The 23,710-nt window shown below is 40.5% G+C and carries 21 protein-coding genes; 13 read left to right on the top strand and 8 right to left on the bottom strand.

All coding sequences use genetic code 11. The annotated features are described in order from the left end of the window. Positions 1-89: 89 nt before the first annotated feature. Positions 90-638 carry a hypothetical protein gene (locus M5U24_RS05780; RefSeq protein ID WP_099326620.1) on the bottom strand — a complete coding sequence of 183 codons (549 nt, stop codon included), beginning with the start codon at positions 636-638 and terminating at the stop codon, positions 90-92. Between the two features lie 32 nt (positions 639-670). Further along, on the bottom strand, positions 671-1,411 hold the full coding sequence (locus tag M5U24_RS05785; RefSeq protein ID WP_157820724.1) for a phosphoadenylyl-sulfate reductase: 741 nt from the start codon (positions 1,409-1,411) through the stop codon (positions 671-673). Positions 1,412-1,806: 395 nt separating this feature from the next. Here M5U24_RS05785 and acpS point away from each other — a divergent pair, with 395 nt between their 5' ends. The 4 genes from acpS to M5U24_RS05805 all read left to right on the top strand — a co-directional run bounded on the left by acpS (position 1,807) and on the right by M5U24_RS05805 (position 6,279). Continuing rightward, positions 1,807-2,205 carry a holo-ACP synthase gene (gene acpS / locus M5U24_RS05790; RefSeq protein WP_099326622.1) on the top strand — a complete coding sequence of 133 codons (399 nt, stop codon included), beginning with the start codon at positions 1,807-1,809 and terminating at the stop codon, positions 2,203-2,205. A 23-nt stretch (positions 2,206-2,228) separates the two neighbouring features. Further along, complete coding sequence (locus M5U24_RS05795) at positions 2,229-3,710, top strand: radical SAM protein (RefSeq protein WP_099326623.1); 1,482 nt, start codon at positions 2,229-2,231, stop codon at positions 3,708-3,710. A gap of 103 nt (positions 3,711-3,813) precedes the next feature. Next, the gene (locus M5U24_RS05800) at positions 3,814-5,025 is read left to right on the top strand and encodes a beta-ketoacyl-[acyl-carrier-protein] synthase family protein (RefSeq protein WP_099326624.1); all 1,212 of its coding nucleotides are present in this window, start codon (positions 3,814-3,816) and stop codon (positions 5,023-5,025) included. Positions 5,026-5,043: 18 nt separating this feature from the next. Further along, positions 5,044-6,279, top strand: a complete 1,236-nt coding sequence (locus M5U24_RS05805; RefSeq protein ID WP_164995032.1) for a beta-ketoacyl-[acyl-carrier-protein] synthase family protein — start codon at positions 5,044-5,046, stop codon at positions 6,277-6,279. Between the two features lie 239 nt (positions 6,280-6,518). Here the strand turns inward: M5U24_RS05805 and M5U24_RS05810 are convergent, their stop codons facing one another. The 3 genes from M5U24_RS05810 to M5U24_RS05820 form a co-directional block, all read right to left on the bottom strand. Beyond that, a complete protein-coding gene (locus M5U24_RS05810; protein WP_298201820.1) occupies positions 6,519-6,665 on the bottom strand; it encodes a hypothetical protein in 147 nt (48 codons plus the stop codon). A gap of 405 nt (positions 6,666-7,070) precedes the next feature. Then, the gene (locus M5U24_RS05815; protein ID WP_099323520.1) at positions 7,071-7,925 is read right to left on the bottom strand and encodes a tetratricopeptide repeat protein; all 855 of its coding nucleotides are present in this window, start codon (positions 7,923-7,925) and stop codon (positions 7,071-7,073) included. Between the two features lie 70 nt (positions 7,926-7,995). Further along, the gene (locus M5U24_RS05820) at positions 7,996-10,092 is read right to left on the bottom strand and encodes a glutamine synthetase III (protein ID WP_099323519.1); all 2,097 of its coding nucleotides are present in this window, start codon (positions 10,090-10,092) and stop codon (positions 7,996-7,998) included. Between the two features lie 698 nt (positions 10,093-10,790). Here M5U24_RS05820 and M5U24_RS05825 point away from each other — a divergent pair. The 6 genes from M5U24_RS05825 to M5U24_RS05850 all read left to right on the top strand — a co-directional run bounded on the left by M5U24_RS05825 (position 10,791) and on the right by M5U24_RS05850 (position 14,410). Beyond that, on the top strand, positions 10,791-11,150 hold the full coding sequence (locus M5U24_RS05825) for a hypothetical protein (protein ID WP_099323518.1): 360 nt from the start codon (positions 10,791-10,793) through the stop codon (positions 11,148-11,150). A gap of 27 nt (positions 11,151-11,177) precedes the next feature. Further along, positions 11,178-11,543 carry a Rap1a/Tai family immunity protein gene (locus M5U24_RS05830; RefSeq protein WP_298201822.1) on the top strand — a complete coding sequence of 122 codons (366 nt, stop codon included), beginning with the start codon at positions 11,178-11,180 and terminating at the stop codon, positions 11,541-11,543. Beyond that, positions 11,531-12,118 (top strand): thermonuclease family protein, encoded by a 588-nt coding sequence (locus M5U24_RS05835; protein ID WP_099323516.1) that lies wholly within the window; start codon positions 11,531-11,533, stop codon positions 12,116-12,118. The genes M5U24_RS05830 and M5U24_RS05835 overlap by 13 nt, the downstream gene beginning before the upstream one ends. A 90-nt stretch (positions 12,119-12,208) precedes the next feature. Then, positions 12,209-12,829, top strand: coding sequence for a hypothetical protein (locus tag M5U24_RS05840; protein WP_298201824.1), 621 nt, complete (start codon positions 12,209-12,211; stop codon positions 12,827-12,829). Continuing rightward, positions 12,783-13,475 carry a class I SAM-dependent methyltransferase gene (locus M5U24_RS05845; RefSeq protein WP_298201826.1) on the top strand — a complete coding sequence of 231 codons (693 nt, stop codon included), beginning with the start codon at positions 12,783-12,785 and terminating at the stop codon, positions 13,473-13,475. The genes M5U24_RS05840 and M5U24_RS05845 overlap by 47 nt, the downstream gene beginning before the upstream one ends. A gap of 236 nt (positions 13,476-13,711) precedes the next feature. Further along, positions 13,712-14,410, top strand: a complete 699-nt coding sequence (locus M5U24_RS05850; RefSeq protein WP_099326926.1) for a DUF445 domain-containing protein — start codon at positions 13,712-13,714, stop codon at positions 14,408-14,410. Positions 14,411-14,444: 34 nt separating this feature from the next. On the opposite strand, the gene M5U24_RS05855 is transcribed toward M5U24_RS05850, so the two are convergent. After that, a complete protein-coding gene (locus M5U24_RS05855) occupies positions 14,445-16,277 on the bottom strand; it encodes a sodium:solute symporter family protein (protein ID WP_298201829.1) in 1,833 nt (610 codons plus the stop codon). Between the two features lie 429 nt (positions 16,278-16,706). On the opposite strand from M5U24_RS05855, the gene M5U24_RS05860 reads away from it, so the two are divergent. From M5U24_RS05860 to M5U24_RS05870, 3 genes are all read left to right on the top strand, one after another. Further along, positions 16,707-17,339, top strand: coding sequence for a TetR/AcrR family transcriptional regulator (locus tag M5U24_RS05860; protein ID WP_230405655.1), 633 nt, complete (start codon positions 16,707-16,709; stop codon positions 17,337-17,339). 260 nt (positions 17,340-17,599) lie between these two features. Continuing rightward, positions 17,600-18,664 carry an efflux RND transporter periplasmic adaptor subunit gene (locus M5U24_RS05865; protein ID WP_295101959.1) on the top strand — a complete coding sequence of 355 codons (1,065 nt, stop codon included), beginning with the start codon at positions 17,600-17,602 and terminating at the stop codon, positions 18,662-18,664. 4 nt (positions 18,665-18,668) lie between these two features. Continuing rightward, positions 18,669-21,785, top strand: a complete 3,117-nt coding sequence (locus M5U24_RS05870; protein ID WP_099323511.1) for an efflux RND transporter permease subunit — start codon at positions 18,669-18,671, stop codon at positions 21,783-21,785. Positions 21,786-22,190: 405 nt separating this feature from the next. On the opposite strand, the gene M5U24_RS05875 is transcribed toward M5U24_RS05870, so the two are convergent. Together M5U24_RS05875 and M5U24_RS05880 are read right to left on the bottom strand one after the other, a co-directional pair. Further along, entirely contained in the window at positions 22,191-22,319 is a 129-nt protein-coding gene (locus tag M5U24_RS05875; RefSeq protein WP_261341073.1) for a hypothetical protein, read from the bottom strand. A 631-nt stretch (positions 22,320-22,950) separates the two neighbouring features. Further along, positions 22,951-23,466: a hemerythrin domain-containing protein gene (locus M5U24_RS05880; RefSeq protein ID WP_099323509.1), complete on the bottom strand. Its 516-nt coding sequence runs from the start codon at positions 23,464-23,466 to the stop codon at positions 22,951-22,953. Positions 23,467-23,710: the final 244 nt, after the last annotated feature.

A 23,710-nucleotide genomic window follows, 5' to 3' on the forward strand; every position in this document is an offset into this window, starting at 1 on the left:
GCGCTACCGCTTGCAAACCAGAATCCCGCCCCCAGGGTATTCTGCCGGAGCAAAAGTTATGCGCATAATTCTGGTATTAATCGTGGATCCTATAATACTCCTTTAGGCGGGAAAAGTTTTTCAATCAAAGTTCTTATAAAGGCAAGTTCTTCCTTTTGTTTTTCAAGTGTTGATTCCATTATCGTTTGCTTCTTTTGCATCAACCATAACATTCTTAGAACAAATCCAAGAATTACAATGCTTATGGTAATAAAGAGGCCAAACATCCACTGGAGTATGTCAAACCTTTTGTCTACAGATGCGAATTTGGCGTTCATCTCAGAACGTAGGTCATCAAATCTCTTGTCGACAGCATCAAATCTTTTGTCGACAGATTCAAATCTCTTATCGACAGCATCAAATCTCTTATCGACAGCATCAAATTTTGTGTCAACAGATTCAAATCTTGTGTTCATTTCAGAACGCAGGCCTTCTAATTGTTTTTCTAAATTTTTTTGTCCGTATTCCAGTTGAGTAAGTCTTTCAATGATTTTCCTATCGGTAATCCTTGGAGCAACTTCAACCTCAGCAGCAATAACGTGCGCTGTCTTTAATAAAACTACTGATAAACATAAAAATATCGTCAATGTTCTATACATGACCGGATTCTATCATACCACAATGGATAAAGTCAAATGCCTGAACCATCGGAAAAGTTAATATTGCAATATTTTGGTACATTGTCAGATGATTCATTTAAGTGCCTCCAGCGACCTGCCCTTGGGTTTTCTCCAGGTCTTACGGGCGTCGTGCAGCACTCGCAACCAATGCTGGGATAATTCTTATTATGTAAAGGATGAATCGGTATGTCATTTTCAAGCAAGTAGGATTCTATTTGTTCATCCGACCAGTCAAAAAGCGGGTGGAGTGCATAACCCTCTATTCTCGGGTCCCGCAATAAAGGCTCTAATTTCGAGCGTTTTCCGCCTTCCGTTTGTCTCAGACCAACCATAGACAACATCAAACCATTGTTTTTCATGTAACTAAGATAGGGCGCCTCTTTTCTTAAACGACAACATTCTTTCTGTCCGTCAATATATTGATACAACTTCTTGCCGTACAGCTTTTCTTGTTGCTCTATAGTAAGATCAGGGTACAATGTGACCATGTTTAATTTGTATCGTGTAATGAATTCATCCCTGAGTTGTAATGTTTCTGCAAAATGGTATCCCGTATCGATAAATAAGATGTAATTTTCCAGGCCCAGGGAATAAAAATAGTGCATTAACACAGAAGCCGTCTTTTGCATACTGCTCAATAAAATTGCATCCATTCCGAAATTGTCAACTGCCCATTGTATTCTTTCCACGGCGGAAAAATTTCTAAGTTTTTGATTAACTGAGATAATATCCAGTTGCATTGTTTGTTCCATTCGTTTTGCATAACTCCCGGTATAATTACGTAAAAGTTGTTTTATCGTAAAATTAAAATTCCACAAAGATGCCTGTGGCAATCCTGTTATTATGGTTGAAAAATGAAAATTCCATCTCAGTTTATTAATCAATTAACAGTGAGTCAAGCAATAAGTAAGGTGTTTTGTAAAATCGTAAAGATTTTAACAAATTAAGGACTGCTTGCTCAAAAAGGTAAGATTGTAAATATGCAGCTATCGATATACAAGGGCTTATTGCCTGAACAGCAAAGATGATATTATGCATACAATAAATTGTCGTTGACTTTACATTTATTAGCCTGTACAATGCGAAAAATTATATTAGATACTTATTTTATAAGGAGTTACGATAGTTTTGGTTGGTTAGGATTTATATGTTTATAGGCATTGACATAGTTGAAATAAATCGTATAAAGAAGCTATGTATTTCCAACGAAAGATTTTTAAATAAAATTTATACGGTGAAAGAACTTGAGTATTGTTTACCGAAAAAGAACAGACATCAACATTTAGCGGCACGTTTTGCTACGAAAGAAGCTATGTTCAAAGCTTTAGGAACCGGATGGACTGGTAAAATAAAATGGACTGACGTCGAGTTGTTAAATGATGAAAAAGGGAAGCCATATCTGAATTTTTATGGAAATGTAAAAGAATTAGTTGAAGAGAAGAATATTAATACTGCCGAGGTCTCATTATCACATTGTAATGAATACGCTATTGCACAGGTGTTATTAGTGCCAGGAGCAGTATCTGCAGCATCATCAAAACTGTAAACGCTTATAAAAAGGGTAATTGCATGAAAAAGCTCGTACTTATCAACCCGCATCCAATGGGTAACGTTGGTGAGGAGAATGTGTCCGTATTAAACCAAATGCCGGTAAATCTTGGTTATTTGAAAGTGCTAACGCCCGGCAACTGGCAAGTCGATATCATTGATGAAACGCAGGAATATGCCATTGATGAAAATACAGGCGACATTACCTTTGGAGGCGCCGACCTGGTTGGGATTACCTCAGTAAGTTATCAGGCAGACCGTGCGTATAAAATAGCAACAGCCTGCAGAAAAAGAGGAATACCTGTAATTATGGGTGGCATTCATGCCACAAGCAATCCTGATGAGGCTGCAAAATATGTTGACAGTGTGGTGATCAGAGAGGGAATCACCCTTTGGTCAACCATTATTGATGATTTCGAAAAGGGTCGTCTCCGGAAAAGGTATGACGGCGGCCTTACCCCCATGGAAATCTACTGCAATTTAAGCCCTGATAGAAAGTTTTTGAAGGATAAATATAAATACCGGTATTCGGGGATTATTACCACCGCAGGGTGTCCGTTTGCCTGTGAATTTTGCTCCGTCCCACAATTTCAGGGTCAAAAATACAGGGAACGGCCTGTAGACGATATATTGAATGAATTTGAATCGATAAAGGGACAATACCGCGGTTTGATTCTAACGGATGAAAATTTTTACGGACATAGTAAGAAATCTAATGAACGGGTTCGCACTCTTTTTAAAGGTATGGTCGAGAGAGGTATCTATCAAAACTGGTTCGGCTTTACCTCCCTTAATATATATAAGGATGACGAAACGCTTGAGTATATGGCGAAGAGTGGATGCGTTGGCGTGCTGATTGGCATAGAATCCATTGAGGAAGAATCTCTCAAGTCCATGAACAAAAATGTGAATTTGAAAATATCCGTAGAAAATTATTATGAGGCAATCGCTAACATAAGAAAACATGGTCTTGCCGTGTGGGGAACTATGGTATTCGGAAATGACGCCGATACCTCTGGCACGTTTGAACGGGTAGCCGATTTTATCCTTGATTCGCATATCGATATTATGACTTGCGGCATACTCTGTCCGTTTATCAATACGCCGCTTTATCACCGCCTGAACAGAGAAAACAGGCTTTTTCGTACACATTTTCCTGAAGATTGGAAATATTACACGTCGCATCATTTGACGTATGTATTGAAAAAACTGACCCTCGATGAAATGATCGAGGGGTTCCAATACCTTTACGACAGGATTTTTGCCACAGAGGTGTTGCGGAAGAGATTCCACCGCGCTAAGGATGAGTTGAATAATAATATGAATGCCGCTATGTTTGCATTTCGCGTGAATCTTGACTGGCAAAATGTGTATCAGCATTTGATTCAAAATCTAAAAGATTTACAGACCTCTGGCGATTATGAGGCAGCCTTAAAATGCTACGTTGATACAGATAAGCAAGGCAAAGGGAAAAAATTAGCTTCAATTGAAGCAGCTCCTTAAAATGTAGTTCCTTTTTTTGCAGATTTAAAACAGGCATCGTTCAGGTCAACTTATTTACATATACTCGTGGATAGTTGACCTCTCTTATTTTTGAGAACTGAAAATGACAAAGGTCGTTATTACTGGATTAGGATTGGTCACTCCGGTTGGAACCGGTTTAAAAAAAAGCTGGGAATCTTTTGCACAAGGGCGTGATGGGGCTTGTGAAATGAAATCATTTGACACCTCCTTGTACAAGGTACACAGGTCGTGCGAGGTAAAGGATTTCTTCCTCGATGTCGAACTGGAAAACCAGATCAGCGAAAATACCCTTCACAAGTATGTTTATTATGCGGCAAGAGAGGCATTGCTGGAAAGCGGATTACATGGAGATAAGAAATCGGGTAGAGAACGGTTTGGTATTGCCATAGGAACGCTTGCTGCAGAGCTGACCCCTTTTGAGCGACTTTTAAGAAAAAACACTTCTTTAAAAAATAATGGATTCGACCACAAAGTAGCTGCGGTATACCCCCCCAATTCTATCACGAAGATGCTGGCAAATTATTTCAACTTTGAAGGGCAGTCAATGATATCCCTTAATGCCTGCTCTTCCGGGAATCATGCCATTGCCTGGGCGTATGACCGTCTGATTGACAATAAGCTTGATGTGGTAATGGTGGGAGGAGCCGATATGATTCCTCAAACGGAATTTACCCACTTTCATAATCTTAAGGCATTAACGCCTGATAAATGCCAGCCTTTTGACAAGAATCGTAAGGGGCTTATGATTGGAGAGGGCGCTGGTATATTGATTATGGAACGTTATGAATATGCAAAAAATCGCGGCGCTGCAATTATTGCCGAAATGGCGGGATATGGGCTGAGTTGCGACGGGTTTCACATGACTGCCCCGCATCCGGAAGGGGATGGGGCGGTAAAATCCATGAGTGATGCGCTTAAAATGGCGAGAATGAATCCGGAGGATATCGGATATATTAACGCTCACGGAACTGGTACGCCACATAATGATAGAACGGAGACTATTGCGATAAAAAGAGTTTTCGGTGAGCATGCTTACAAAATTCCGTGTAGTTCCACGAAGTCCATGATAGGACACCTCATGGGCGCCGCAAGCGCCGTGGAGTCTGTAATATGTTGTTTAGTATTGAGGCATGGTATAATTCCTCCAACAATCAATTACGAGACCCCTGACCCGGAATGCAATCTGGATGTAACGCCAAACAATGCCCGCGAGGCAAATGTATCCTGTATTGTTAATAATTCATTTGCCTTCGGGGGCAATAATGCAACTACTATTTTTAGAAAATTAGAGTAATTAACCAATAATAAGGGCATGAAAAAAAGGGTAGTGATAACAGGATTGGGGGCGGTATCGCCCCTTGGAAATACGAAAGAAGAATTCTGGAATGGACTTGTAGAAGGGAAATCAGGCATTGCCCCGATGACTTCACTTGATTTATCCTGTTATAAGTCCAAATTAGGCGGGGAAGTACGCGATCTCCTGCCGGAAATCCATTTGGGGAAAAAGGGGCTGCGTTATTTGAATAAAGGCACATACTTTCTCGGTTCTGCCGCTAAAATGGCACTTGATGATTCAAAATTACCTCAGGATGGTTCTCTGGAAGATACGATTGGCATTATTATCGGGTCATCTCTGGGAAATTTTTCTGAAACTACAGATTATTTTTATGAAATAATACGGAATAACCCGTCAGAATTGTCCCCTATGTGCAGTTACGATGTGGCATTAAACTCTTCTGTCAATTATGTGTCCGTTCTCTTTAAAGCAAAAGGGCCCGTTCGTACTATTTCTGCAGGATTTACGTCAAGCATCGATGCCATAGAAGATGCATACCGAATGATACGGAATGATAGGGCAAAAGTTATGATAACCGGTGGTGTTGAGCAGATTTCCATTGATTTGTATTTGATATTTTACCTCAGAAAATATCTTTCCGGTATCAATGGGGGGCAGGAAATTAGCGCTCCCTTCGATGCAAAACGAAACGGATTCATTATGGCAGAGGGTAGCTATGTAATCATCCTTGAAGAGCTTCAGCACGCATTGGAAAGGGGCGCCTCCATTTATGGTGAAATAAAAGGATTTGGGAATACCTATGTGGGTGCAAAAAATTATTCTCTCCTTGAAAGAGTAAGCAGTGTTGAAAAAGCCATGCAGGAAGCATTACAGCGAGCGGGGATAAAGAAGGAAGATTTAGATTGCATGAGCGTAAATGCGAATGGATGCAAAATACAGGACCCCATAGAGGCAAACGCCATACAATTTCTGTATGGTGAGGACGTAAAACATATCCCTATATCTGCAATAAAATCAAACGTGGGAGAGTCTTACGGTACGGCAGGCGCCGCACAACTAGTTTCAACGGCAATGTCTATTAATAACGGCATTATACCCCACATCATCAATCACCAGGGAAAAGAGCCTGAAAATAACCTCAACCTCGTCCTCGGTAAACCACTTCGCAAACAAACCAACCACGCAATGATTAACAACATGGATTTTGAAGGGAATAATTCTTGTCTGGTCGTGAGCAGGTTCATTCAATAAAACATTGCAGCGATCCCAGGCTGGTTCAATAGTTCACGATTGAACCGAAACGTTTTTTATTGGTTCCTATGCCTCTTGCCAATTCAATAACGTGCATATCTTTTCCAAACACATGGCATGGTTCAATCTAAAAGATTGAACCGGTCATCATGTTGCATTTGCAACACCCAGAAACGATGAAAATGGTTTTATAGCCATATCATATTGCGGTACCTGAGCTTGAGCTATTTTTTGTAGTCTTACTTTCGAGTCGAAAACATCTGGCATTTCTGTTTCTGTACCGGTTCAAATGTATAGGGCCATTCAAAAGGTATCAGATTGTCATTGCAAGGGGCTCGGCTTGTCATTGCGAGGGTCTTTTCCGAAGCAACCTCATAAACCGTCATAGAGATCCTTCCATCCTGCATTCATTCTATTAATTAATTCTATTTTTTTAGCTCTTGAGCCACCCTTAATTTGCTTCTTTCTCCCGCGATATGGCGTCTCTTACGTCACAAAATATCTCGTAGTATACTGATTGCTTCGGAAAAGACCCTCGCAATGACAAAGCGGATACTCGCGTAATGACAAAATGAGTCATCAGTCATCATGTTGTATTTGCAATGCCCAGAAACGATGAAAATGGGTTTATAGCTATATCGTGTTGTAGTATCTGTACTTAAACTATTTTTTGCAGTTTTATTTTCGAACCGGACAATCCATGCCGGGTACAGGCTTGTAACCCATAGTGATAAACCATGCGAAAGGGTACAAATTTTACTGATAAGGTACGATTCGTGTTACAACGCATTTCATTTCCGGTAATTGGAATAAATCTTTTTTGCCCTGTCATGTAGTTGTTTTGCAGCTTCTTTTTTTCCGGTTCCCTCGTAAAAAACTGCCATATTTTCCAGTATGGTTGCAACTAAGGGATGGTCTGCGCCGTATTCATTTTCATATATTTCCAGCGCCTGTTTATAAAGAGACTCCGCTTTTGTGTTTTCTCCATTGTGATAATAAAGTGTTGCAAGATTGTTCATTGATGATGCAACGTCCGGGTGGTCGTTGCCAAAGATTTCCACTTCAATTGCCAACGCCCTTTTGTAAAAGAGTATTGCGTCGGCATATTTTTCCTGGTGTTGGTAAATTTCTCCCAATCTGTTCAGGATGTTGACTATGCCGGGATTGTCCTGTCCGGAGACATTCTCATATATACCAAGAGATTGTTTGTAAAGCGGCTCTGCTTTAGCATAGTTGTCCTGAAGGAGAAACATTTCCGCCAATTCCTGCAGGACGTAAGCGACCGTAGGGTGGTCTGTGCCATTTGTTTCCCTATAAATATCCAGCGCCTGATTGAAAAGAGGTTCGGCTTCGTCATACATGGTGTAGGTTCTATAAAGTATACCAAGCAAGTTCATTGAAGCTGCAATAGAGATATGGCCGGGCGGGAATGTTTCCTTTGCAATCTTTAATGCATCTTCCCCTGACTTTATTGCGTCGGCGTATCTTTTCTCTTGTAAAAGTGTGGTAGTTTTATCATTGAGTTCCTTCCACAGATTCTCCTGCGCATATGCAGGTAAAATAAAAGATACCACAAGTGACAGTGTCAAAATGATTTTCGTCCCATGGCGTCGAAACGATTTTATACTGTTTATTAACTTACTCATTGATGTAATTCCCCTTTATTAGTATGAAATGATGTGTTTGTTACAAAAATATTTTATCTTTGCGATTAAATTACAAATTGAATAAAAGGTCTGCATAGGTAGGAACCGGCCACAATTTTCGTGAGACAATTTTTTCCAGTGAGTCGATGTTTTGCCTCAAATCATTCATTGTAGCAACCACCGTATCACGGCATGCAGCCGCACGTTTATCGCTATCCTCAATTTCATACGTCTTTGTCAGTTCGGTATCAAGTTGTTCAACATTTTTGTATGACGTCTCCAGAAGGGTGGATACCTTTGTCAGCAAATCTCTTTGCACAACAGAAGAACCTTTTATCGTCTCCAGCTTTTCTATTGATTCCGCAAGTTCTTTAACAAAGGTCAATACTGCGGGAATATATAAACTTCTTGCCATATCAAGCGCCGCTTTTGCCTCAATACAAATCTGTTTTGCATACTGTTCGAGATAAATCTCGCGCCGTGAATGCAACTCTTCTTTAGAAAGTACTTTGTATTTTCTAAACAAATCAACTGCCTTTTTTTCCGCAAACGTTTTCAGCGCTTCTGCGGTGGAACGAATATTTGGCAATCCTCTTTTCTCCGCTTCTTTTATCCATTCTTCCGAATAACTGTTCCCGTTAAAAATAATCCTTCCATGTTCCTGCACGGCGTCGCGTATAACGAGTGTGGTTTCTTTGTTTATATCCTTTGCTTTTTCAAGCCGGGTGGCAATTTCATCAAGCGCTTCCGCCACAATGGTATTTAAAACAACGCATGGCCCTGAAATGGAAGCGGAAGACGCAACCATACGGAATTCAAATTTATTGCCGGTAAACGCAAAGGGAGACGTTCGGTTTCTGTCAGAATTATCCAACGGAAGTGGCGGCAAGGTATCTACCCCTATCTCAATCGATGTGAGGCCTTTTGAAGTCGCTTTTTTCCCCTTAGAAATTGCTTCTAAAATGTCAGTCAGTTCCTGTCCCATAAAGACAGAAATAATCGCAGGCGGCGCCTCATTCGCGCCAAGGCGGTGGTCATTGCCAGAATTTGCCGCTGATCTTCTCAAAAGGTGCGCATGGCGGTCAACAGCCGTTATCAGTGCGCTGAGAAAAAGTAAAAACTGAGCGTTCTCGTGGGGTGTGGTTCCGGGGTCAAGCAAATTCATGCCGTCATCAGTACACAATGACCAGTTTGTATGTTTTCCTGAACCACTTAAACCGGCATAGGGTTTCTCATGCAAAAGGCATACAAGGTTATGCCTGATGGCAACCTTCTGCAGCGTCTCCATTACAAGCTGATTTTGATCTGCCGCAATATTTGCCGATGTAAAGAGCGGCGCCATTTCAAATTGAGAAGGGGCGACTTCATTATGTTTCGTTTTAGAAGCGACCCCAAGTTTCCATAGCTCCTTATCAAGGTCCTTCATAAACTCGGCAATACGATCCTTTATTTGACCAAAGTAATGGTCTTCCATTTCCTGCCCTTTGGGGGCTGAAGCTCCAAAAAGTGTTCTTCCTGCTACAATCAAATCTAATCTTTGCGCGAAGAATTTTTTATCAACCAGGAAATACTCCTGCTCTGCGCCGACTGTTGGGGTAACTTTATTTGTGGTTTTATTCCCCAATGCCCTTAAAACGCGGAGCGCTTGTTTTGAAACAGCCGCCATGGAACGAAGCATTGGCGTTTTCTTGTCAAGCGCCATACCGGTATAGGAACAAAAAGCGGTTGGAATACAGAGGGTGACGCCGCCAAGCCCGTCTTCCTTTAAAAATGCAGGAGAGGTGCAGTCCCAAGCGGTATATCCACGAGCCTCAAAGGTTGCGCGCAACCCACCGCTTGGGAAACTCGATGCGTCCGGTTCTCCTTTGATAAGTTGCTTGCCGGAAAATTCCATAATTATGCCGCCTTGTGTTGTCTGCGAGATGAAAGAATCATGCTTCTCGGCGGTACTTCCAGTCAGAGGCTGAAACCAGTGGGTATAATGTGTTGCGCCCCTCTCTATTGCCCAGTCTTTCATAGCGCTTGCAACAACATCCGCGACCTCCGGCGGTAAAGGAATTTCTTTATCAATTGTTTTTTTAAGCAGTTGATAGGTATCCTTTGGCAGCCTTTTCCTCATAACTTCATCGTTAAAGACATTTGTGCCAAAGATTTGGGTAACATCCATTTCGCAACCTCCTAACGGTATGCTGTTCTATTGTATTTATAATGAAGACTGCATCATGAATAGGGTATCTGTTTGTTTACTATGCATAAATAATAAACGACAAATAACAAATAACAAATAAATTCGCATTTTTATAATAGTTTGGCTTTTTGAAAAAAATAGAGTTTTTACAAAATAATACTATAAATAGCATAGTAAACACATGCAAATTTTCATAATGAGCTCATGTTTGCAGCCCAATGTCATTAAGTTAAACTACCTGCCGCAAAATCCCCCTTAGAAAAGGGGGTTGTTTTTGATCAAATATCCTTAACTTAATGACATTGGTTTGTGGCCTGAACCCTTGCATGAATGTATTTGTATAATAGCTTTAGATACAAGCAACGGTGAGTACGCTATCGCGTCACCCTTCCTTACTATGAATAAAACACAGCGCTGTTTTTCATTTCCGATTTGTCTGTATTACATATAATTTTTCTATCGTTACAAAAGTATTATAAAGATATTATTGCCATAAATAGTTACAATTATTTACAAAATTGATTGAAGGTGTGAAATACCGGCGAAAAAACATATAGAGAGAAGTAAATATGTTTTATACTACCCAGCTTTCTTGTGTTTTAATTGGTTGCGGGTCAGTATCACTCGTTATTTTACATAAATTACTATAAAGAAGCCCAAAGGGGAGGTTCCGATGTATGATAAAGTATGATAAAAAGCGTTTTTTATTTATGGGGGTCAGTAGTCTTTTGCTCTTAGTAGTTATTGCCGGATTAGCAGTGAATGTATCGAAGACAATGCCCCGGAATACCTATGTTTATGTTAATGATGAGGACAAGGAATATTATGCCCCGAATTGTGTGAAAGATGTTCGGAAATTACGATTAATTACGGTACAGGAAGCACTCTCATTAGGATATATTCCTGAACCTCAATGTGCGAAATCGGGAGAGTTTCTTCAAAAAGGACGTTCATTAGCCGGAGTTTTGTTAGAAAAAATGGGCATTTTAAAAGAATTGCCGCCAAGATGGAATAAAGACGGATCGTGGAATTACTAAAATTATTAAAAAATGGAGACTGATAAAATGAGAAGGTGTATTTTTTTTGTTATGGTTATTATATGTGCGGGGGTTTTTAACACAGTGAATGCAGACGCCGTACCATTCACTTCAGGGATCAAACTTGTGGATCATATGAAGGAAAATGATAAGGCAGTGTCCGGGATGAAAGAGGTTGATTGGTTAAAGACAGGCCTTTATCTGGGTTTTATCGGAGGCGTTTATGATGCATGTGATGGGGCATTCTTTTGCGCGAGTCCATCAGACCCCACACAAGGAGAAATAGTGTCAACAGTGTCAAAATATTTAAAGGAAAACCCGGAAAGATGGAATGAACCAGCAGTTGTGTTAGTTGTTGATGCGTTAAAAGAGGCTTATCCATGTCCACAGTAAAACAATACAATCGTATTATTTCATACAGGAGGCACACCGTGTTTAAAATGAAACTATCTCCCAAAGTTATTGTTTTGTTTTTCTTATTCAATGTTGTATTCTTACCCCATCTTTTTGCAAGGGACAAGGCAATTGTGTTATCCGTGATCGATAGTGATACTTTAAGGGTAAGGTATAAAAGCAACGAAGAACGGTTTAAATTGGTGGGAATAACCACGCCCGACACTAAGCTAAACAGTGCAGTACTGGACAACGCCGAAAAATATGAAAAAGATGTAAACGACATCCTGCTGATAGGCAAACGTACCCTGGAGTTTACGAAAAGCCTGGTAAAACCGAATGATAAAGTATCGATAGAGTTTGACATCCAGTTTTTGGATAAGGACGGCAGGTATCTGGGATACGTATATCTTGAGGATGGAAGGATGCTTAATGAGGAAATTATTAAGGCTGGGTTTGCAAGCCCTTCTGCTGAGCGACTCAATGTTAAATATAAAAAGAAATTCCAGAAGGCATTCGCAGATGCAAGAGAAAATAGAAAAGGGTTGTGGAATCCGGCGGAGTCTGGTAAATAACAATATTTGTGAGGAATTACTATTACTCGCTGCCAATACTGGCCGCAAACAACTTTTTAAACAAATTTTAAAGACTGCCATCTCTGTTAAATGAAACTTCCTGTTATATCACTTAAAGCAAAAAGAAATTCACTCCACCCATGGATCTTCAACCGCATGATTCGTCATCCGCAAAAACCTGTTCCACCAGGGACATTGGTTGAAGTGGTATCCAAAGAAGGAGGGTTTATCGGCAGGGGTATTTATAACCGGAAAAGCAATATCGGTATTCGGCTTTTAACCGAAAATGTTACCGAACATTTGTGCAAGGAATTTATATTAAAAAAACTTGAATACGCCAAAGCATTGCGTGAAGAGGTGTTGGGGATACATAAGACGTCGGATTGCTACAGGCTCGTTCATGGCGAGGCAGACGGGCTTTCCGGCCTGATCATTGATAAATTTGCCCATGTGATTGTAGTTGAACCTTATTCCGCCGGCTACATTGGAATTATGGACTGGATAGTTTCGTCACTAAAAACCCTCTATCCGGATAGCAATGTAACGGTAAGACCAAAAAAAAGGTTACGTTGCGAGGAATGGGGAAAAAAAAGGGGGGGATTTCTAAAAAAGGGAAAAAACCCCCCCCCCCCCTCTCTGAAAAAAAACAAAAAAAAAAAATTTTATGATGATAAATTTCAAATCGGGACACAAAACAGGTTTTTTTCTTGACCAGAGGGAAAACCGTTTGGCCTTGTCTCTTTTATGTCGCGACAAGGAGGTGCTTGATTGTTTTTGTTACACCGGAGGGTTTGGAATATCTGCAATGCGTGCAGGCGCAAGGTCTGCAACAGGCGTTGACCTTGATGAAAAGGCATTAGAAACCGCAAAAGAAAACGCCCGGTTAAATTCGGCAGCTATTTCGTATGTACATATTGACGTATTTGATTTTTTAAGAAAAATGTATAACAGTGGTACGCAAACAGATGTGGTAATACTGGATCCCGCCAAGCTTGCCGGTTGTACAGGAGAAATAAAGAGAGCCATGAGAACATATGGAGATATTAACCGGCTTGGTATGCAAGTGGTCCGGCCAGGGGGGATATTGCTAACCTGTTCCTGTTCCGGCCTTATTTCAGAAAAAGATTTTCTTTCAATACTTACCCGTTCAGCCGCCGAAGCCGGTGTAATATTGCAAATATTTAAAATCACAGGAGCTGCGCCGGATCATCCGTTTAGTTCTGTATTTCCGGAAGGGAGATATCTCAAGGCCGTTTTTGCAAGAGTCTTTCCGTTCGCAGGAAAAAAACATTCGTTCCGAATAGTTCGGAATATGAATCATACTAAAGAAGTTTGTTATATAGCCAAACAAATATAGTTTTAAAAATTTGGCGATAAAATGGCTTTCTAAAAACGGCGGGGGGGATTTAACAGGAACAGATTTATTTGACTAAGCATACTATCAAAGCCCCCTTAAATTTCCTTTTGATAGAGGGGGCATCTTCTCTTCCATCTAAAAAGAGGCGGCAGGGGGGAGAGGTAAATTTTCTAAAACCTTATTTGTTTGACTATATCTATGCCTTATTATTTGAAATTTCAGTGAGGATATCTTTCGTGAATAAAAGTTTACTTACCAATCTTATAGCCGGTATTGTCTTTCTTGTTTCTTATTTTTATCCATCTTTTTTTGGAAAGACAGTGATAGTGCATGCAAGTCTCTTTGCCTTGTCCGGCGCATTGACAAACTGGGTAGCCATTCATATGTTATTCGAAAAAATACCCGGCCTGTACGGTTCAGGAATAATTACGCTCAGGTTTGAACAATTTAAGGAAGGCATTCGTTCGTTGATTATGGAGAATTTTTTTACAGAAAAAAACTTTGCCAAAGTCACGCAGGAAACACTTCCTCATACCATAAAGCCGGAACTTGTAATGGATCAGATAGATTTTGACAAAGTATTTGCCGGGCTGGTTTCCACCGTGAAAAAATCGACCTTTGGCGGCATGCTGGATATGTTTGGAGGAAAAAATGCCCTTGAACCGCTGAGAGAACCATTTAAAGCCGAAATGGAAAAACAGGTGACGGATATCATCACAAACATTGACATAGCTTCGATATTGCAAAAAGAAACTGATTTCGACTCCTTTCGGTCGAAGATTGATACTATGGTAAATGCGAGACTCAATGAATTATCGCCGCAACATGTAAAGAAAATTGTTGAGGAAATGATACGCAGTCACCTGGGCTGGCTTGTTGTTTGGGGAGGGGTATTTGGGGCGTTGATTGGTTTTTTCAGCGCACTTCTGCTCTGAAAATGAGTTTTGCGGCAATGATTCAATTCGCAGTTTATCGCAAGCGTTTTTCTTGTTTTTTCAGGAAAAAAAATAATGCGGTTCCCGAACAAATTGCAACAAGCAATAAGATTATTCCCGATACTTCAGCGCCCAATATAACCTTTCCCGTTCCTATCAGGATGCAATTTACCACGATAATTCCCAATAGAATATGAAGGAAAGTTACCGGTTTAATCCCTTGATCTTCATAACCGGGGACTTTTTGCGCAATTGACTTCCAACCAGGCCCTCCGGGATACACCTTTTTGTAAAAGGCGATAAGATGGTTTTGGGATACCGGACGGGTAATGAATGTAATTGCTATCCAGGCGGGAATAATAACAACCATTGATACTGCAATTGAATAGGGAAACTGAAACAGTGGTTGTTCCGGATAAAAACCGGACAATCCTTTCCCCCAGATGGTATCTTTTAAAAAAGAGAGTCGATTTGAAAACGGAATGCCTTTAAAGACAAATGTGCCGGCAAGCGCAAGGGAAAACGCCGAAATTTCCGACCATGCATTTACCCGCCACCAATACCAGCGCAATATATAAACAGAACCAATCCCCGCTGTAACAGAAAATACAATAATCCATACCTGAGAAATATCCTTCACTGCAAATGAAAAAAACGCACCAAGAAAGGCAAGGCATACAATAACGATTCTTGCTATCAGCACATATTCTTTATCGCCTGATGTTTTCCTAAAAAAACGTTTATAACAATCATTAACGATGATAGAGGCGCCCCAGTTTAACTGCGTGTCGATAGTTGACATAAACGCCGCGAAAAATGCAGCGATCATAACACCGAACATCCCTACAGGCAGCGTCTCTTTCATCATAAGCGGATAGTATGTTTCCACGTCATCAATCTTCCCAAAATATGCCATGCCGCAGAGTCCGACAATAATCCATGGCCAGGGACGCAGGCATATCATGGCAGTGTTAAACCATAAATAAGCAAACATGGAATGCCGTTCATTTTTTGCGGCAAACAGTCGTTGCGCAATATAACCTCCCCCATCCACATTGTACATAACCACCCACACGATTAAGACAAGCGCCAGGAATTCCGTAAACGGTGTGGTATGGTTAAGCGGCGTAACCTTTGGAATGATTCTCAGGACAGAATCTACGTCAAAATGCCCTTCTGCCAGTTTGCGTTGTATTTCAGCCATTCCGCCAAGTTTTATAACTGAAGCAACTGCAAGATAAATTGATCCTGTCATTGCGATGATAAACTGTACCACATCAGTAGCAACGACCCCCCAAAGCCCTGACATTGTCGTGTAAACAACCGTAATCAGGAAAAGCACCAAAACGGCAAATACCTCGGCATTCAGCCCAAGTATTATAGTAGTCTGGTCCCACTCCATGATGGTGACAATGATCTTGGACATTGCCTTCATAACCCATGCAATTATCAGCACATTCTGGAAAAGGCCAAACCATACTGCACGGTAAATCCGGAGACATGCGGCAGCCATGCCGTCGTAACGCAGCTCAACCAGCTCTGCATCTGTGGTAATGCCAGCCCTGTTCCAGAGACGTGCAAAGAGAAATACGGCAAAAATACCGCCTACTCCCCAATTCCACCAAATCCAGTTCTTCCAGATACCACCTTTTGCAACAAGACCGGAAACAGCAAGGGGCGTATCAGCCGCAAACGTTGTGGCAACCATAGAAGTGCCTACAATCCACCACGGCAAACATCGCCCCGAAACAAAAAACTCGTCCATGTTTTTTGATGCACGGCGTGAAAAATACACACCAATCAGAAAAGTGAAGAAAAGATAGGCAAGGATAATGGAAACGTCGATGTAATGAAGCCGTTCAAACATTGTTACCGTTGTTATAAAGAGAGGAATTTAATAAATCGTAACACTTTCGTTTTTTTGAAAAACCATCAAAGCAAAATCATGCTGTGCAGCAGTCATTCTGCATTCCTACCCCTCAATTTCACCTTCTACAACCACGTCAGCGGGGCACAGTTTTTAGCAATCGCCCTTGTTTTAAAACTCTGGCATGGAAATGAGCGTTTTTGTTTTTTCAAGAGATTAAATTGATACGGTAAATGAAGTATTGTGCATGTACGTTATCGGCAATAAGCCATAATTGTAATCGTTCAAAGGGTCGTTATCAATCAAAACAATTGTTCATGCAAAAAAGTAATGAGAAACCTATGTATCTGTTTTAAATGTTGAAAAACAATATATTCAAATTATAATGCTAATGTAAGCGTATGCTAACAATTGCAAATCAATTTTATTTTGAATAAACTACAGTATTCGTTATATATCATGTCCGGTCATCAGGAAGAAGCACACTCGGCGAGGAAAAAGATTCTGGAAACGGGATTGAAGCTTTTTTCAAAAAAAGGCTATCTTGGCACAACTACGAGAGAAATCGCAAAAGAGGCGGGCACTGCAGAGGTAACGATTTTCAGGCATTTTATATCAAAAGAAAAACTTTTTGAAGAAGTTTTAAATACCTATTCGTTTCTTCCGGCTTTGCAGGGACTTCTGCCGGAGGTTGCTGAAATGCATTATACGGAAGCATTGACTGTTATTGCGGAAAGATTCCTCGATACGCTTGCTGTGAGAAAAGATATTATAAAAATAATGCATATTGAAATTCAAAGATATCCTCAAAAAATCCTAAAAATGTATCATGCGTTTATTGATGAAATTTTTAAAACGCTGGCTTCCTATTTCACAACGATGCAAAAGAAAGGGGTTCTTCGGGAGTTTAATGCTGAAACTGCAGCACGTGCCTTCCTTGGGATGTTATTCTCCTATTTTGATGCAAAGGAATTTCTCATGTGGAAAAAATACAGAATTGATGATTCAGATGCGATTATAAAGGAATTTGTCGATATCTTCGCGTCAGGGACAATGAAATAATTTTTTGAGGTATTATATCTGTTAATGTTCAATTCTCAAATTGTTGCTCATTTACCTTTATTCCTTCACATTGAGTATTAATTTTCAAATACGAAATCGGATTTCACCGTTAGATATACCAAACAAATTAGGTTTTTTAAAAAAAAAAAAATTTATTAAAAAAAGATTTCCCCCCTTTTTTTAAATTCTTTTTCTCACCCCCCCCCTTTTTTATATTTTGCCAAAACTTAAATTTATTTTTTTAAGGATACCTTATGTTTATGCGGACGTGTTATTTTCTTATCGTGCCTTTTGTGCTACTCTCAATTATTTCATCGCTTTTCGGACAAAGCGAAAAACAGAGTCCACCGCCGCTTGTCGTTGTTTCAGAAATCACCACCGGTATAATGACTCCAAAGACTGAATTTATAGGAACGGTAAATTATCCCTATATATCGGATGTTGCGGCTGAAGTAAATGGCAAGGCAGACTATGTAAACCTTGAAGAAGGTTTTAGGGTAAAGAAGGGAGAGTTGCTTGTAAAAACGAATTCGGATTTGCTGAGAAAAGAAATTAAATCGAAAAAGGCGTTAAGGGATCAGGTTTTATCCGACATCGATCTGGCATTATTAAACAAACAAAGGGTTGAAAAACTGTATCACGAAGAAGTCGTTTCTCAACAGATGTATGACGAAATTATATTTAAATTGATTAATTTTGAAAAAAAATCTGATTCAATAAAAGCGGAGTTGGAGTCGCTCTCAATCGAACTTCAAAAGAAAAACATACGGTCTCCCTTTAATGGAGTAATATTAAAAAAATATGTGCAGGTTGGCGAATGGCTTACGCCAGGTACTGTTATCGCAACCATTGCGCAAACCGATGTGGTTGAAGTAGTTCTTAACGTTCCTGAGAAAATATGTCTGTTAATAAAACAAAATATGGATGCCGTTGTCAAAATTAACGAAAAAATATTCCATGGGAAAATATTTGTCGTGATTCCCCACGGCGATGTGTCAACAAGAACGTTCCCTGTAAGAATAAGAATAACAGACGCTGAAACGCTTATGTCCGGTATGGAGGCTGTAGTATCTTTGCCCTCCGGAGAAGAAACGAAATCTCTTCTGGTGGACAGGGATGCAATAATCAACTTTTTCGGAAACACGGTGGTTTTTGCGGTAAAGGACTCACAAGCATATATGACGCCTGTTCGCGTACTGGACTACAGTGAAACAAAGGCTGGCATTGAAGGAGTTGGCCTTATGGAAGGAACAGAGGTGGTAATAAAGGGAAATGAACGGCTTCGTGACGGCCAGAGAATAAATGTAAAGAGAGAGGGGATATAATCTTTTGGACAGCATCAGATTTTCCATTGAAAAACCGGTTACTATTATCGTTGGGATTATCTTTGTTGTGCTTTTCGGGGTAATCAGCCTTCTCACAATGACATACCAGTTAAGTCCCACCATTACCGAACCCGAAATTACGGTTACTACTACGTGGGTGGGAGCTACTCCATACAACATTGAACGTGAAATAATCGAAGAACAGGAAAAGGTTTTAAAAGGCATACCCGGACTTGTAGAAATGGAGAGCGAGTCGTTTGACGGAATGGGTTCAATTACACTAAAATTCACAATTGAAACTAGAATTGACGATGCATTGTTGCGGGTCTCCAACAAACTCAACGAAGTGCCTGAATATCCTGAAAATGTTGATAAACCAATAATCAATCCCACGGGAAGTGCGGCATCACCCGTTATATGGATTATTTTGCATGCAACGGAAGACAATCCCCGCTCGATTTATTCCTACAGGACATATTTTGAAGACGAGGTCAGACAATATCTTGACCGGGTAAAGGGGGTTGCAGATCTTGCGATTCATGGCGGGACTGACAAAGAGATGCATATCATTATCAATCCCCAAAAAATGGCTGCATACGGTGTAACAATAACGGAACTTGTTTCTCTCTTAAAAGCGGAAAACGTGAATATCTCTTCAGGTATTATGGGCATTGAAAGAAGGGATTACCGGATAAGAACGATTGGGGAATTTAATTCGGCGAAAGAAATTGAAAATATAATAATAAAATCCGATGGCCAGCAGCGAATCGTACTTTCGGATTTGGCAAAAGTCAGTTTTGGTTATGAAAAACTAAGCAATGTAATGCTCCATAATGGTGAAGAAGCCATTGCTATTGGCGTAAAACCGGAATCGGGCGTAAACGTACTTGAACTTACTAATACCATTTATGAAGTAGTGGATTGGTTGAATAAAGAAAAACTTGCCGAAGAAAAGGTTTATCTGAAATGGGTATACGATCAGAGGCCTTATATTAACGGGGCAATCCGGCTTGTGAAAAATAATATCCTTATTGGTGGCTTTCTCGCAATAGCAGTATTGCTGCTTTTCCTGAGAAATGTTTCTTCCACCGTAATAATCGCCACTTCTATTCCCATAAGCATTTTTGGCACGTTTTTGTTCTTGAAGGCATTTGGAAGAAATCTTAATGTTATAAGCCTTGCCGGAATTTCTTTTGCGGTCGGGATGCTTGTAGATAACGCTATCGTGGTGCTGGAAAATATTGATCGTCACAGAAAATCGGGGAAGACCGCTTTTCTTGCCGCATATGAAGGAACGAAAGAAGTATGGGGAGCAATACTCGCCTCTACGCTCACAACAATTGCGGTATTTCTTCCCATAGTGTTTGTGCAGGAAGAAGCTGGCCAGCTCTTCAGAGATATTGCAATTGCGGTAACATGCGCCGTAGGATTAAGTTTCTTCGTTTCTGTTTTTGTGATCCCCATGTTTTCGGAACAACTGTTCCGAAGGTTAAAAGTAAAAACAAAATCATTCGCCGGGCCTGGTGTGCTTCTGAAAGCAGGTGCATTTTTTCAGAAAATAATCATGGCTTTAGTGGCATTCGCAATTAAGGAGGGGAAAACCAGAATAGCAACTATTTTAATTCTTACCGCGTTTTCCTTTATTGCGACAATACTCTTATTGCCAAAGATGGAGTATCTTCCACAGGGAAACAGGAATCTTGTTATGAGCATACTCGTACCTCCTCCAGGCCTCTCTTACAAAGAAAGAATGGACATTGGCAGGCACATAGCCAATCAGCTTGGTCCTTACATGCAGAAAGATCATAACGGATTCCCAGGAATAAGTGATGTGTTTTATATCGGGGCGGACACAAGGATGGTTTTTGGCGCAAAATGCATGCATGAAGAACGCGCCGGAGAACTGGTGCCTTTGTTTATGCAAACAATCCAATCCATTCCCGGGATGTACGGAGTAAGCATGCAGGCAGGCATTTTTGAAACAGGTATTGGGGAAGGGCGTACCATCGAAGTGGATATTAGCGGCAGCGATATTCATCAAATTGTACAAGTGTCAGGAACCATGTTCGGAATGATAAAGAAAGAACTTCCCGACGCCCAGATCAGGCCGATACCCTCACTAGAGATCCTTTTTCCAGAGTTAAAAATAGTGCCATCAAGAGATCGCCTCATGGCTGCGGGGATGAATACTTATGAACTTGGCATTGCCCTTGACATACTAATGGATGGAAGGAAGATCGGATATTATAAACAAGAAGGGCAAAAAAAAATCGACCTTATCGTTAAGGCGTCTGATGAAACTATTCATACGCCTGAAATATTATATAACTCACTTATTTCTCTTCCCAATAGATCTGTAGTACCGGTATATTCCCTCTCTCAGCTTCAGCGAACAACCGGCATTACTCAAATCCGGCACCTGGAAAGGGATCGTACAATAACACTCCAGGTGACCCCTCCCGAAACGATCCCCCTGCAGGAAGCAATGGAGATCATTGACGGGACGGTTTTGCAAACACTAAAAGAACAGGACATGCTTCAGGGGGTAACCATAAGATTGTCTGGTGCAGCGGATAAACTCACCACAACAAGAAAAGCGCTGCAATGGAATTTTGCCCTTGCAGTTGTTATTACGTATTTATTAATGTCCGCCTTGTTCGGGAATTTTATCTACCCCTTAATTATCATGTTTACCATTCCTCTTGCCGCTGCAGGAGGTTTTATCGGGCTAAGATTGGTCAATATATGTATTGCCTTGCAGCCTTTTGACATTTTGACCATGCTCGGCTTTGTAATTCTTATCGGTGTTGTTGTTAATAACGCTATTCTCATTGTATATCAGGCACTGAATAATGTTCGATTCCAGGGGATGAACCATCATGACGCCGTAATTGAGTCAACGAGGACAAGGTTAAGGCCGATATTTATGAGCGCATTTACCAGTATATTCGGCATGCTTCCCCTAGTCATCGCGCCTGGTCCTGGTTCCGAATTATACAGGGGATTGGGGAGTGTAATGCTTGGAGGGCTGGCATTTTCGACAATTTTTACCATCTTCATCATTCCCGCCATTCTCATGTTCGCCATAAGAATGGAAAAGACGGAGAATACGCAAAGCTGATCGTGCCGTTTATTTATCGCTTTTTATGCTTAAATGCCGGGCAATATTTTTAGCCTTGCTTCCCCGCCAAATTTCCAGCCACACTGCATGCGGAACGTGTATGGCATCAAAATATATGAAACAGGTATAATATTGAGCATCTTGCCAGAAAGGAGGATAAACCCTATACAATAATTTCCGCTTTATCGACTCTATAATAAATCGCATAAGGAAAACGTTTAAGTAAACAACGTCTGAAATCTTTATATACTGTCTTATAGACTAACGGATTTCGTCTGATTTCTTCCGAAAGGGCATAAAAAACGCGAAGAAAATCTTCACCAAGCCCTATTCATTTCTCTTCATACCAAAAATAGCCATTTACGGAATTTTCTTTTAATTCAGAAAGAAACAACAAAGAATATATCATTTCCTCTTCTCAATACGATTTTGTAATTCCTCGATACTTAACAAATCTTCGGGAGAATAATCTTTTGACAGCCGGGCGTCTAATTCCTCCCTGTGGCTCTCTGGAACAGGCACCTCCGAATCCATAGAAGATACGCTATCCTATAGGTCTTCTATAAAAAGTATTTTTTCCGGTATACTCATTCCGTTCCGTACTATTATCCATCAACTTTTTGTTTTTAATGCTCGTTTTTCAAAATGCATAACCGTTTCAAGATGTTGCAGTAAAATAGCATGAAAAGGTAACGATAAAAATTATTTCTCTTGATGACTGGCAGAGACGTTTTCGTTGCATTATCGAGAAAATACATGAAAAATCTGCACGATATACTCATAATGAAATTGAATCTGATATTGCCCACTCCATAAAAGAAGTGAGACAAAAGAAAAGTGTCCATTAAGGTTGTTATTGACACCAATATCTGGATTTCCTCTCTATTAAACCCTTACGGATTCCCGCCAGATTAAGAAAATTGTTTTGAAGAAGACACACTCCACGTGGTTATTTCAGAACCGATACTGGAAGAAATTGCAGAAGTACTCACCCGTCCGCGTATAAAAGGCAAATATGGAATTTCAGAAGCCGATATTAAGGAACTATTGATTATGTATAGAAGAACGCGCAGAGCATGTTTTGCTTTCGGTAGATATTACTGTCTGTCGTGTAACCAAATGACCAATGACTAATGTCGGGAGGTTGAAGTATTCTTAAAACACATTATGTCTGTTTCACAGCCGCACTTTCTTTAGCCTCAATTTCAATGAATAGTCGGGCGACATTCTGTTTTTCGATTGGTTTTAGCCATTGCTCGGCCATGACAAACAGCGAGTTGTCTTCTTTGTTGATGTGGTCACGCAGCATCCAGGCAAAGTGAGTAGCATTCCCTTTCATCGGCGCAATAAACTCAGAGCCATCAGTGTTGGACAGATAACCGGCAACCGCCGCCTGCCAAAGTTCATTACTTGCACGAAGCTCAACATGCTCGCGCAGCATGATGCCAAGAGGTCCCTTACCTACGAGGGTGTACTTGCCCATTTCCGGGAATAAAGCCTCTTCCTCCTTGGTAAAATGTACCCAGAATTCCGTCTGGAAAAAGGTGGCCAGCGTTCTCAGTTCTGCAGTCGTTTCCGGCCGTTTGTCAGGGTGAGTAACGATTCTTTCCAGTGCGTCTAATTTCTTGAGTACATGCGCATGTTCCTCGCGTAATTCATCGGTGGGTCTCTGGTCTGACATATTCAGCCTCCTTAGTTTGCATCAGATGATAGGAAATTATTTTTTTCTATTTGGGGGGTCAGTTTAGCGAAAACTAAAGAAAATTACAAGTTTTTTTAGTTTATCAGCCCTACTGAACATCAAGGGAAAGAGAAATTAGAGCAGACGAGGAAATGAGGATCAAACCTTGATTAGTGATTAAATACTTGACAATAAAAGATAGTGTCTGCAACCTTGTCTTTGATGACAAGACAATGACGTACAG

Source organism: Candidatus Kuenenia sp. (assembly GCF_027493735.1).
Lineage (GTDB): Bacteria > Planctomycetota > Brocadiia > Brocadiales > Brocadiaceae > Kuenenia > Kuenenia stuttgartiensis_A.

What these genes read in the sequence shown, in the direction of transcription:
- M5U24_RS05880 (WP_099323509.1), bottom strand. Translation starts at nt 23,466, where the DNA reads ATGTCAGACCAGAGACCCACCGATGAATTACGCGAGGAACATGCGCAT.
- M5U24_RS05795 (WP_099326623.1), top strand. Translation starts at nt 2,229, where the DNA reads ATGAAAAAGCTCGTACTTATCAACCCGCATCCAATGGGTAACGTTGGT.
- M5U24_RS05875 (WP_261341073.1), bottom strand. Translation starts at nt 22,319, where the DNA reads ATGGATTCGGAGGTGCCTGTTCCAGAGAGCCACAGGGAGGAATTAGAC.
- M5U24_RS05800 (WP_099326624.1), top strand. Translation starts at nt 3,814, where the DNA reads ATGACAAAGGTCGTTATTACTGGATTAGGATTGGTCACTCCGGTTGGA.
- M5U24_RS05840 (WP_298201824.1), top strand. Translation starts at nt 12,209, where the DNA reads ATGAAACTTCCTGTTATATCACTTAAAGCAAAAAGAAATTCACTCCAC.
- M5U24_RS05845 (WP_298201826.1), top strand. Translation starts at nt 12,783, where the DNA reads ATGATGATAAATTTCAAATCGGGACACAAAACAGGTTTTTTTCTTGAC.
- M5U24_RS05785 (WP_157820724.1), bottom strand. Translation starts at nt 1,411, where the DNA reads ATGGAACAAACAATGCAACTGGATATTATCTCAGTTAATCAAAAACTT.
- M5U24_RS05815 (WP_099323520.1), bottom strand. Translation starts at nt 7,925, where the DNA reads ATGAGTAAGTTAATAAACAGTATAAAATCGTTTCGACGCCATGGGACG.
- M5U24_RS05865 (WP_295101959.1), top strand. Translation starts at nt 17,600, where the DNA reads ATGCGGACGTGTTATTTTCTTATCGTGCCTTTTGTGCTACTCTCAATT.
- M5U24_RS05855 (WP_298201829.1), bottom strand. Translation starts at nt 16,277, where the DNA reads ATGTTTGAACGGCTTCATTACATCGACGTTTCCATTATCCTTGCCTAT.
- M5U24_RS05820 (WP_099323519.1), bottom strand. Translation starts at nt 10,092, where the DNA reads ATGGATGTTACCCAAATCTTTGGCACAAATGTCTTTAACGATGAAGTT.
- M5U24_RS05825 (WP_099323518.1), top strand. Translation starts at nt 10,791, where the DNA reads ATGATAAAGTATGATAAAAAGCGTTTTTTATTTATGGGGGTCAGTAGT.
- M5U24_RS05835 (WP_099323516.1), top strand. Translation starts at nt 11,531, where the DNA reads ATGTCCACAGTAAAACAATACAATCGTATTATTTCATACAGGAGGCAC.
- M5U24_RS05810 (WP_298201820.1), bottom strand. Translation starts at nt 6,665, where the DNA reads ATGACGGTTTATGAGGTTGCTTCGGAAAAGACCCTCGCAATGACAAGC.
- M5U24_RS05780 (WP_099326620.1), bottom strand. Translation starts at nt 638, where the DNA reads ATGTATAGAACATTGACGATATTTTTATGTTTATCAGTAGTTTTATTA.
- M5U24_RS05830 (WP_298201822.1), top strand. Translation starts at nt 11,178, where the DNA reads ATGAGAAGGTGTATTTTTTTTGTTATGGTTATTATATGTGCGGGGGTT.
- M5U24_RS05805 (WP_164995032.1), top strand. Translation starts at nt 5,044, where the DNA reads ATGAAAAAAAGGGTAGTGATAACAGGATTGGGGGCGGTATCGCCCCTT.
- acpS (WP_099326622.1), top strand. Translation starts at nt 1,807, where the DNA reads ATGTTTATAGGCATTGACATAGTTGAAATAAATCGTATAAAGAAGCTA.